A 10,863-nucleotide genomic window follows, 5' to 3' on the forward strand; every position below is an offset into this window, starting at 1 on the left:
CGCGCGCTCGGCAGCGCGCTGCTCGTCGAAGCCGCGCCCGGCGGCGCCCTGGAGCAGCGCCTTCGTCTCGATCACCGCGTCGCGCGGCGAGGCCAGCAGGGCCGCCGTCAGGTCCTGCACCGCGCCGTCCAGCTCGTCTGCGGGGACGACCAGATTGGCGAGGCCCGTACGCTCGGCCTCCTCGGCCTGGACGAAGCGTCCGGTCGCGCAGATCTCCAGCGCGCGGGCGTAACCGACGAGGCCGACCAGCGGGTGTGTGCCGCCGAGATCGGGCACGATGCCCAGGCTGGTCTCCCGCATCGCGAACTTCACGTCCGGCGCGACGACCCGCAGGTCACAGGCCAACGCGAGCTGGAATCCGGCGCCGATCGCATGGCCCTGGACGACGGCGACCGACACGATGTCGCTGCGGCGGAGCCAGCGGAAGCCGTCCTGGTATCCGGCGATGGCGGCGTCGAGTTCCGCGTCGGAGCGCCGCGCGAGGTCGAAGAAGGACGGTTCGCCCTCGAAGCCCTCGGGGGTGAACGCCTGCCGGTCGAGCCCGGCGGAGAAGGACTTGCCCTCGCCGCGCACCACCACGATCCGGACGCTGCCGGGCAGTGAGCTGCCCGCTTCCGCCAGCGCGCGCCAGAGGGCGGGCGACTGGGCGTTGCGCTTGGCCGGATTGGTCAGAGTGACCGTGGCGACCGCGTCCTCGACGGTGAGACGTACGCCGTCCTTGTCGAGCAGAGGGTCGGACGAAGTCATGGGGTGCCTCCGGTTCGGGCGTCAGACGTCAGGCAGTGTGCAGCCGCAGAGCAACGAAGCTCAGAGCTAAGTGACTGCACAGTAACCACCCGGGCGATCTCTCGACCGACCGGGTGGTCCTCTGTCCGAACCGGTGGCAGGAGCAGCGGTGCGCGGTCGTCAGGCCGAAGCGGCCTTCTTGCCACGCGTGGCTCCGCCACGTCCCCGCAGCGTGACTCCGGACTCGCTGAGCATCCGGTGGACGAATCCGTAGGAGCGGCCGGTCTCTTCGGCCAACGCCCGGATGCTCGCACCGGAGTCGTACTTCTTCTTCAGGTCTGCCGCGAGCTTGTCGCGCGCGGCGCCGGTTACCCGGCTGCCCTTCTTCAGAGTCTCGGCCACCCGTGCCTCCTCGTGGGAAGTGCGCTCTGGATTCCCGCTATGGGTTTCCCCCTATGGAATTCCCATGATCACCCCTAGCGGGCGTCCTGGCCACCCATTCGGCAATGTCCGTGCAACAAGGTTTGTCGGACTTCTGGGTCCGACCACCACCCGGGACCGGCATTTCGGACATCGGTGCATTAGCCCTTGATTCAAATTCTGGAAGAAATACCAGGTCAGCGCCGTACGCGCGGAGGGGGGCCGGAAGGGTGCCGGACCGCGCCCGGTCGACGGGTCGCCACGCCGGGGTACGAGACGCTCTCACTCAGATGAAGGATCACCGCTGAGCCGAATGATCCAGCGGGAGTGGATCAAGTGGAGTGGATCACCGAGCCACCGGCCGGAAGCGGCCCCGGACCGTGAACCGGAAGCGGTCCGGTGACCCGCGTACGGACCCCGCCGTCAGGCCAGCGCGACCAGGTCGCGGTAGTCCGCACCCCAGAGGTCCTCGACCCCGTCGGGCAGCAGAATGATCCGCTCGGGCTCCAGCGCCTCGACGGCGCCCTCGTCGTGCGTGACGAGGATGACGGCGCCCTTGTACGTGCGCAGCGCGCCGAGGATCTCCTCGCGGCTGGCCGGGTCGAGGTTGTTCGTCGGTTCGTCGAGCAGCAGTACGTTCGCGGCGGAGACGACCAGGGTGGCCAGCGCGAGCCGGGTCTTCTCGCCGCCGGAGAGCACCCCGGCCGGCTTGTCGACGTCGTCGCCGGAGAAGAGGAACGAGCCCAGCGTCTTGCGCACCTCGACCAGGTCGAGGTCGGGCGAGGCCGAGCGCATGTTCTCCAGGACGGAGCGCTCGGGGTCGAGCGTCTCGTGCTCCTGCGCGTAGTAGCCGAGCTTGAGGCCGTGGCCGGGGGTCACCTCGCCGGTGTCCGGCTTCTCGACCCCGGCGAGCAGCCGCAGCAGCGTCGTCTTGCCCGCTCCGTTGAGGCCGAGGATGACGACGCGCGACCCCTTGTCGATGGCGAGGTCGACGTCGGTGAAGATCTCCAGGGATCCGTACGACTTCGACAGGCCCTCGGCCGTGAGCGGGGTCTTGCCGCAGGGCGCCGGCTCGGGGAAGCGGAGCTTGGCGACCTTGTCGGACTTGCGTACCTGCTCCAGGCCCGACAGCAGGCGCTCGGCGCGGCGGGCCATGTTCTGCGCTGCGACCGTCTTGGTCGCCTTGGCGCGCATCTTGTCGGCCTGCGAGTTCAGCGTCGCCGCCTTCTTCTCGGCGTTGGCACGCTCGCGCTTGCGGCGCTTCTCGTCGGACTCGCGCTGCTGCTGGTACAGCTTCCAGCCCATGTTGTAGACGTCGATCTGGGAGCGGTTGGCGTCCAGGTAGAAGACCTTGTTGACGACGGTCTCGACGAGGTCGACATCGTGGGAGATCACGATGAAGCCGCCGCGGTAGCTCTTCAGGTAGTCGCGCAGCCAGACGATGGAGTCGGCGTCCAGGTGGTTCGTGGGCTCGTCGAGGAGCAGGGTGTCGGCGTCGGAGAAGAGGATGCGGGCCAGCTCGATGCGGCGGCGCTGACCGCCGGAGAGCGTATGGAGGGGCTGGGCGAGCACCCGGTCGGGCAGGCCGAGCGCCGCGGCGATGGTGGCCGCCTCGGCCTCGGCGGCGTATCCGCCCTTGGTGAGGAACTCGGTCTCCAGGCGCTCGTACTTCTTCATCGCCTTCTCGCGGGTGGCGCCCTTGCCGTTCGCCATCCGCTCCTCGTTCTCCCGCATCTTCTTCAGTACGGAGTCGAGGTCGCGGGCGGACAGGACGCGGTCGCGCGCCAGCACGTCCAGGTCGCCGGTACGGGGGTCCTGCGGCAGGTAACCGACCTCACCCGAGCGGGTGATGGTGCCGGCGGCGGGGATGCCCTCGCCCGCCAGGCACTTGGTGAGGGTGGTCTTGCCGGCTCCGTTGCGGCCGACGAGGCCGATGCGGTCGCCCTTGGCGATACGGAAGGAGGCGGACGCGATGAGGATGCGGGCGCCGGCGCGCAGCTCTACGCCGGTTGCGGTGATCACGGAAAGACTCCAGGGCGGTATGGACGGCGGAAGGGCAGGCGGAGGGAGTTCTTCGACGCCGGCTAATGCACAAGGAGAAATGCCATACGTCCGAGTCTACCGGGACGGCGCAACTACTTTGCGCGGGCGGTGGCCCGGCCACCCGCGGGTCGCGGGCGGGGTCCCGGCCCATGTGACAGGGGGTGCGGGAGCCCCGCGGAGGTGGATTGTCGGTGGCCGGTGCGAGACTGAGATCCAGGTCACAATCGAGTCGAGACCGAGCCTGGCCGACGTGCCCGCGAAGAGGTGATCAGCTTGACCATGGTGCCGAGCGTGTATCCGACGATCCTTTACGAGGACCCGAAGGCCGCCATCAGGATGCTGAAGGACGCCTTCGGATTCACCGAGGTCAGTGTGTACGAGACCGAGGACGGCGGCGTGGCGCACGCCGAGTTGGCGTACGGCAACGGGATGGCGATGCTCGGGTCGATCAACCGGGACACCCTCCTCGCCAAGGTGATGCGGGGCGGCGGCCCGGTGGGGGTGTACGTGGTGGTGGACGACGTGGACGCGCATCACGCGCGCGCCGTGGAGCACGGGGTGGAGATCCTGATGGAGCCCACGGACCAGGACTACGGCTCGCGCGACTACAAGGCGCGGGACACCGAGGGCAATGTGTGGAGCTTCGGGACGTACGTGCCGAGCAGTTGCGGCTGAGCCGGTCGGGCGGGGCGGCCGGGAGCCCGCCCGCCCCGCCCGACCGGCCCCCGGGGCTCAGCCCTCCCCGTTGTGCACCTGGAAGGCGGCCCTGCGCACGGCCTTGGCGACGGTGGGATCCGGGTGCGCGGCGGCGAGGGCCACCAGCACCTGGACGGTGCGGGGGTGGCCGACGGCTCTGACCTCGCGGAGCAGCGTGGGCACATTGCCCTGCACCGCCGAGTCCAGGTGGCGTACGAGCAGTTCGCTCTCCCCGTGGTCGGCGACGGCCGCCGCCGTGTCCACCCAGAGCCAGGTCGACTCCTCGCGGGTGAGCACCTCGTGGACGTCCTCGGGGTCGGCCCCCTCGTACTCGGCGAGCCAGAGCAGCGCGTACGGCCGGAGCGAGCTGTCGTCGGCGACGGCCCGTACGCCGGGCTCCGCGGGGGCGCCGACGACCCGCAGCGCCTCGAACGCGAGCCCGCGCAGCAGCGCGTCCTCGCCCCGGGCGACGGAGAGCAGTTCGCTGATGGCGCTGCCGACGGTACGGGCGGCGAGCCAGGCGCGGTATTCGGCCCTGGCAGGTCCGGGCGTGAGCCGGGCGCAGCCGCGCAGCATGTGCTCGGCCGATGCCTCGATATTGCCCGCCGGGCTCTGTGCGGCGACGCAGATCTGCTCCAGCTTGACCCAGACCGCCCAGTTCCCGAGCGGCGTCAGGGTCGCCTGCCCCTTCCCCAGGATCAGCGCGCCGACGGCGGCGAGCCCTTCGAGCGCCCAGTCGAGGAGCGGCGGGAGCGGGACGGCCGGCGGCGCTGCGGGCGCGACCGGCGCCGTGGCCTCCACGGCGAGGGCGAGGCCGCCCGCGTCCTCGGCCCCGGCCGCGGCGCTTTCGGGCCCGTACGGGACCTCGCAGCGCTCCTCGTGCAGTTCGGCGACCCGCTGCTGGAGCAGGTCGAGCAGGGCGGGGGCGGTCACGGGCCCCGCCGAGAGCTGAAGCAGGGACAGCACCTGCGGGACGGCTTCGACGACCTCGGCGACGGTCGTGGGTTCGACGTCCTCGGGGGCGGGGTGGACGAGCGACCACGCGTCGAAGAGCGCGACCCAGCCGCGCAGGACCGCGCTGTCGTCGCTGTCCCACGCGCGCAGCCGCCAGCCGGGGCGGACGGTGCCGTCGTGGACCTCGACGAGTCCGGCCAGCCTGGCCCGGTCCCAGCTCGCGCGCACCTGGTCCTGAGTCAAATCCAGCGCGGCCGCCGCGCGTTCCTGCGCCTCCTCGGCGAGCGGCCCGGCGCCGGGGTCGCGGTCGGCCGCCCAGCGGGCGATCCGTACGGCGTCGGCGAGCACCGCCCGCGCCTGCCGGGCCAGCTCCGCCTGGGGCGGAGTGCCCTCCGGAGGCCTGGGTGCCGGTCGGGTCCGTCCGCTTGCCACGGCCCCTCGCGCCGAGGTCAGCGGCCGCGAGCGGACGAGTCGGAGTCTGGAGTTGCGCGCCAATTGCTCATCAGGCTTTCGGGACGTCACGGGGGCAGTCTTCCCGGTGACCGCCCGAAAGCCCAAACGGAACCTGTCTCCTCGGTCCCGGAACGGCGGAGGCAGGCCCTCAGGACCCCCTCGGGGCGGGGCCGTCCGGCGACCGGTCACGAAGGGAAAAGGCCAGTACAGGCCCTACATCAGGGGGATGAGGAAGCGGCGGAGCATCTCCTCGTAGCCCGCCGGATCCGCATTCCACATCGCGCCGTGCGGAGCTAGCGGAACGCTGTGAAGGGTGACCAGTTCGGGCCGCCTGGCCGCGAGTTCACGCGACGGGCCCCACGGCGCGAGGGTGTCGTCGGGGCCGTGCACGATCATCGTGGGGACCCGGATGTCGCGCGGGTCGGCGGCCCGCAGCAGCCGGTGGCCGTTCAGCCCGGTCCTGCCCTGGGCCGCCCTGACGGCGAGCGGTACGAGCGGCGCCGGCGCGCGGTGGGCGCGCGTGAGGGCCCGCAGGGTAGCCTCCCAGTCGAGCACCGGGGAGTCCAGCACGAGTCCGCTGATCCGCTCGGTCAGGGTGGATCCGGCGGCGGCGCGCAGCGCCATCGAGGCGCCGGTGGACCAGCCGTACAGGACGACGCGGTCGGCGCCGGCGCGGACCGCGTAGTGGATCGCGGCGTCGAGGTCGTGCCATTCGGACCGGCCGAGGTTGCTGATGCCTTCCCGGGTCCTGGGGGCGCCGGCGTCGCCCCGGTAGGTGATGTCGAGCACGGGAAGCCCTTGGTCCGACAGGAACTCCATGACGTTCATGGGCTGTTCACGGGTCGTGCCGAGGCCGTGCGCGGTGATGACCCAGGTGTCACGCTTGCCGGGGACGAACCAGGCGGGGAGATCGCCGAGTTCGCCGGAGACCGTCACGTCCCGGTACTCCAGGCCGAGGGCGCCGGCGGGGTCGCCGCTGTGGACCGACGGGGTGAGCCGTACGCGGGTGCCGGGCCCCAGGGTGCCGTGGCTGACGCGCTCCAGCCGCCGCACCACGGTGTCGGCGGAGTGCGCCTCGCCTTCGAGCACCTCCCCCGCGACGGCGTGCACGCCCCGGCCCTCCAGCCCGTACGTACCGGGCCGCAGGGACGCCAGACAGCGGGTCAGGGTGATCCGGCCCGCCGCTGTGGCGTGGACGGTGAGTCGTGGGTCGCCGGGAAAGGCGCGCCCTGACGACGCCCTCAGGGCGACATCGCTGGCGTACCGGCCGGCCGCGACTGCGGCCACACCGATACCGATCATCGTGGTGACGGCCGCTGCCGTCGCTTTAGCCGGGCGCACTGTCCCAGTGTCGGTACGGCCGCACGGTACGGCCAGTGGGCGCGGCAGTCGGATGACGGCACGGCGGGGCGGGGCGGGACGCGGGCGGGACGCCGATACAGCCGGGCCCGGGCGCTCAGGGTCGCTGGCCGTATCCCTTGAGCTTCTTCACGACCTCACCGACCTGCGCCTCGGAGAGCAGCGAGGGCTCGCGGCCGGGCACCGAGCTGGCCGCGAGCCAGAGGCGGCACATCCACTCCAGTTGCGCGGTGTTGTCGTACGCGCTGTCCAGGGAGTTCCCGTGGACGACCGTTCCGTGGTTCCTGAGCAGGCAGCCGGTGCGTTCGTGCAGCGCGGCGAGCATGTGCGCCGCCAGCTCGGGGGTGCCGTACGTCGCGTACTCCGCGACCCGGACAGCGCCGCCGAAGGCCGCCGACATGTAGTGGATCAGGGGCAGTTCGTATACGAGGGTGGAGACAGCGGTGGCGTGCACGGCGTGTGTGTGCACCACCGCTTTCGCCTCCGTGGAACGGTAGACCGCCAGGTGCAGCGGAAGTTCGCTGGTGGGGGTGAGATCGCCGAGGACCTGCCGTCCGTCCAGGTCGACGGCCACCGGGCTCTCGTCGGCGAGTCGCTCGTACGGCACACCGCTCGGTGTGACGAGAATGAGCCCCGCCGCGCGTACCGACACGTTGCCCGACGTGCCGACGACGAGGCCTTCCGCCGCCGTCCTGCGGGCGGTGGCCACGAGGTCACGCCAGGCCTGTTCGATGGTGTCCTGCCGCTCCTGATCAGTCATGCGGCGCATCCTGTCAGTCGCGGCTCGCGCGGGAAACGGTGCCTGGGCAACAACACCGCAGGTGGTACACCATGAAGACGTGCTCAGTTCATCTACCGTTCACCCTGACTCCTTACGTTCACTTGGACCCTGACGTCGAACGATTGATCGGGTAAATGGAACACCTCACGCTGCTGCTCGCAATTGTGATCGTGACAGCTCTTGTGTTCGATTTCACGAACGGTTTCCACGACACGGCCAATGCGATGGCCACGACCATCTCGACGGGCGCACTCACTCCCAAGATCGCGGTCGGCATGTCCGCGGTCCTCAATCTCGTCGGCGCGTTCCTGTCCGTGGAGGTCGCCAAGACGATCTCCGGCGGACTCATCAACGAACAGGGCATTCGTACAGAAGTCATTTTCGCGGCGCTCGTCGGCGCCATCCTCTGGAATCTCGGCACCTGGCTGCTCGGGCTGCCGTCGAGTTCCTCCCACGCGCTCTTCGGCGGCCTCATCGGCGCCACCCTGATGTCCGTCGGCGCCTCCGGCGTGAACGGCGGCGTGGTGATCACCAAGGTCCTCATCCCCGCGCTGGCCGCCCCGGTCGTCGCGGGCCTCGCCGCCTACCTCGCCACCCGGCTCACCTACCGGATCGGGAGCGGTACGGACGAGAAGGCCACCGCCAAGGGCTACCGCGCCGGTCAGATCGCCTCCGCCGCGCTCGTCTCCCTCGCGCACGGCACCAACGACGCGCAGAAGACGATGGGCGTCATCACGCTCGCGCTGGTCACCGGCGGGGTTCTGGCGCCCGGCTCCAATCCCCCGCTGTGGGTCATCTTCAGCGCGGGTACGGCGATCGCGCTCGGCACCTACCTCGGCGGCTGGCGCATCATCCGCACCATGGGCTCGGGCCTCACCCAGCTCAAGCCCCAGCAGGGCTTCGCCGCCCAGACCGGCGCCGCGACCGTCATCCTGGCCTCCTCCCACCTCGGCTTCTCGCTCTCCACCACGCAGGCCTGCTCGGGCGCCGTGATGGGCGCGGGACTCGGGCGCAGGGGCGGAGTCGTCCACTGGTCCACCGCCACCAGGATGGCCGTCGCCTGGTGCCTCACCCTGCCCGCCGCCGCCCTGGTCGCCGCCGGGGCCGAGTTCCTGACCTCGCGGGGTCCCTGGGGGATCGCCGCCGTCGCCGTCCTGCTGGTCGCCGCCTCCGGCGCGATCTGGCTCGCCTCGCGCCGGGAGCCGGTCGACGCGACCAACGTCGTCAACGCGGACGCCGTAGTGCTGCCCGCCGCCTCCGTCCAGGACCTCTCGGTCACCATTCCCGCCCCTCCCGCCGCCGCCACGGGCGAGCAGCAGGCTCCGGCGCGTACCGCCACGGTTTAAGGACGGACCAGCATGAGTATCGACAGCATCGACTGGGCGGCCCTCGGCTCCGTCTTCGGTGTCAGCCTCGTGGCCACGGTCGGCCTCGTCGGACTGTTCACCGTCGGCATCGTGGGACTCGCCAAGCGGGATTCCGCGCCCGCCACGGTCACCGCGTACGCGTCGTTCGCGCTCTGCGCGGCGGCCGTGGCGTACGGGATCTACCTCATCGTCGCCTGACGGACGGACCGGAGCACGGACCGCGGGAGGGGGCCGACCGGACGGCCGGTCCCCTCCCCCGGGCTCACGCGAGGTCGTGGACCGCGCGGTACGCCTCGTCGATCGCCGCGTGGGTGTAGGCGAAAGCCGCCGCGTCCGAGTTGGCGATCGCGATCCGGCCGTGCGGCCTGCGCGCGGCCGTGAAGGGCTGCTTGTCCTCCGGCTCGAAGATGGCCTCGTCGTCGAGGGAGTTGTACTCGTAGGCGTAGCCGTGCGCCCACCGGTTCACGGTGATCGCCTCGATGTCGGTCGCCGGGTCGAAGCCGTACGAGCCCAGCGCGCGGGCCATCGTGTCCCTGATCTCCCGCTCGTACGTGGCGAACTCGGTCTTGATCAGCTCGCCGCGTCCGGCGCGGTGCTGGTCCCTGCACGGCACCCCCGGCTTGTTGGGGGTCTTCGTCATGCTGACCACGGTCGGCTCCGACGGGTCGTGCGGTGTCTCGAAACCACCTATCCGGCTGACGTCGGGCAGCCCGAAGCTGCTCCAGTACATCGTCGGCGTCGCGACCCGGGACACCCCGGCCGCGGCGAACGGCCGCCAGTCGCGCAGCGCCACCCGCGTGTAGACCAGCGGCACCTTGACGCCGTAGCGCATCGCCGCCGTCTGCTCGGCCGGCAGGCCCCGCACCACATAGCTGGCGACGGAGTTCCAGCAGGCCATGACGACGTTCGCGGCGCGCACCCGGTAGCTGTGCCCGGCCCGCGAGTAGCTGATGTCGACACCGCGCCCCGGCTGCGCCTCGCTGACGTGCCGTACGTCGTAGGCCGTCGACGAGAGGCGGATACGGACGGGTGAGCGCTCCTGGTCGAGCCGGTCGTAGCGGGCGCGCGCGGTGACGATGCCCGTCATCGACTCGGGTTTCCCGGAGGCGCCGAACACGCCGGGGACGAGCCGGTCGACCAGCAGCCTGGCCACGGACGCGTTTCCGTCGGGGAAGAAGTAGTAGCCGTCCTCCTCCGTCTCGGCCAGATGCATCAGCGGTGTCGAACCGGCGCCGGGCCAGGGGGTCTTGTCCAGCCCCAGCCCGGCGAATCCGGGCTGTCCGACGGCGAAGGCGTCGGCGGCGGCGACCCGGTCGACGTTCACGCCCCAGAGCCCGTTGGTGGAGCGCTGGACATAGCGGATCGCCTCGTCGCCGGCGCCCACCCGCTCGCGCAGATAGGTCTCGTACGGCAGCCGGGCGAGGATCTCCTTCTTCTTGGCGTCGGACAGGCCCGGGTAGAAGTCCTCCGTGGTGGTCCGGATCCTGACCAGGTCCTCCCGGCCCTTCGCCGACATCGGCATCCTGGCGGCGAAGGACTCCCACGACTCGCCGCTCTTGCGGACCACGAGCCGGTCGGTGCCCCAGCTCTCGGAGTCGAAGAAGGTGCCGCTGCCGAGCTTGTACGGGTCGTACGCCGTGGAGCCCACGGTGGCTTCGAGCCGTTGGAGGTCGATGCCGAGATCCTGGGTGACCAGCGCGCGTGCCCGCGCGGACCAGGTGCTCGGCGTGTCGAGGTTGACCGTGCCGCCGTTGGACAGCAACTCGTGTCCGTCCACATGGAATTCGTTGCGCCGGGCGTGGCCGCCGATGTCGTCCAGCGCCTCCAGGACCAGCACGCGCGCGCCTCTCCCGTGGGCCTTGCGGTAGTAGTACGCGGCGGCGAGGCCGCTGATGCCGCCGCCGACCACCACCAGGTCGTAGCGCTCGCCGGTGTCGGACACCCGTCCGGCGTCGAAGTTCCCGTCGCGTACGGCGTGGCCGACGTCGTAGGCGCCGGGCTGCTGGCCGCGTATGCCCGTACGGGTCGGCGGACAGTCGGCGGCGGGGCCGCCGTGCGCGCCCG

10 protein-coding genes are annotated in these 10,863 nt (G+C 71.2%); 3 read left to right on the forward strand and 7 right to left on the reverse strand.

Annotation, left to right across the window (positions count from 1 at the left end):
• The 3 genes from QR77_RS43320 to QR77_RS07560 form a co-directional block, all read right to left on the reverse strand.
• The coding region (locus tag QR77_RS43320) for an enoyl-CoA hydratase/isomerase family protein (protein ID WP_107069062.1) at positions 1-747 on the reverse strand (747 nt) is incomplete at its 3' end.
• A gap of 159 nt (positions 748-906) precedes the next feature.
• Complete coding sequence (locus QR77_RS07555) at positions 907-1,128, reverse strand: helix-turn-helix domain-containing protein (protein WP_006123601.1); 222 nt, start codon at positions 1,126-1,128, stop codon at positions 907-909.
• Between the two features lie 441 nt (positions 1,129-1,569).
• A complete protein-coding gene (locus tag QR77_RS07560; RefSeq protein ID WP_040020469.1) occupies positions 1,570-3,168 on the reverse strand; it encodes an ABC-F family ATP-binding cassette domain-containing protein in 1,599 nt (532 codons plus the stop codon).
• 300 nt (positions 3,169-3,468) lie between these two features.
• Between QR77_RS07560 and QR77_RS07565 the strand changes: the two genes are divergently transcribed.
• Positions 3,469-3,864: a VOC family protein gene (locus QR77_RS07565; protein ID WP_040027476.1), complete on the forward strand. Its 396-nt coding sequence runs from the start codon at positions 3,469-3,471 to the stop codon at positions 3,862-3,864.
• A 57-nt stretch (positions 3,865-3,921) separates the two neighbouring features.
• Here QR77_RS07565 and QR77_RS07570 read toward each other — a convergent pair whose 3' ends face one another.
• The 3 genes from QR77_RS07570 to QR77_RS07580 form a co-directional block, all read right to left on the reverse strand.
• Positions 3,922-5,271, reverse strand: coding sequence for a hypothetical protein (locus tag QR77_RS07570; protein ID WP_040020471.1), 1,350 nt, complete (start codon positions 5,269-5,271; stop codon positions 3,922-3,924).
• A gap of 234 nt (positions 5,272-5,505) precedes the next feature.
• On the reverse strand, positions 5,506-6,633 hold the full coding sequence (locus tag QR77_RS07575) for an alpha/beta fold hydrolase (protein WP_040020473.1): 1,128 nt from the start codon (positions 6,631-6,633) through the stop codon (positions 5,506-5,508).
• Positions 6,634-6,748: 115 nt separating this feature from the next.
• A complete protein-coding gene (locus QR77_RS07580) occupies positions 6,749-7,411 on the reverse strand; it encodes a class II aldolase/adducin family protein (RefSeq protein ID WP_040020474.1) in 663 nt (220 codons plus the stop codon).
• 155 nt (positions 7,412-7,566) lie between these two features.
• Here QR77_RS07580 and QR77_RS07585 point away from each other — a divergent pair, with 155 nt between their 5' ends.
• Both QR77_RS07585 and QR77_RS07590 read left to right on the forward strand, forming a co-directional pair.
• The gene (locus QR77_RS07585) at positions 7,567-8,778 is read left to right on the forward strand and encodes an inorganic phosphate transporter (protein ID WP_040020475.1); all 1,212 of its coding nucleotides are present in this window, start codon (positions 7,567-7,569) and stop codon (positions 8,776-8,778) included.
• A gap of 12 nt (positions 8,779-8,790) precedes the next feature.
• Positions 8,791-8,997: a hypothetical protein gene (locus QR77_RS07590; RefSeq protein WP_040020476.1), complete on the forward strand. Its 207-nt coding sequence runs from the start codon at positions 8,791-8,793 to the stop codon at positions 8,995-8,997.
• A gap of 64 nt (positions 8,998-9,061) precedes the next feature.
• On the opposite strand, the gene QR77_RS07595 is transcribed toward QR77_RS07590, so the two are convergent.
• On the reverse strand, positions 9,062-10,863 hold a 1,802-nt coding region (locus tag QR77_RS07595), incomplete at its 5' end, for an FAD-dependent oxidoreductase (RefSeq protein ID WP_052488590.1).

This window comes from Streptomyces sp. 150FB (assembly GCF_000818195.1).
Classification (GTDB): domain Bacteria; phylum Actinomycetota; class Actinomycetes; order Streptomycetales; family Streptomycetaceae; genus Streptomyces.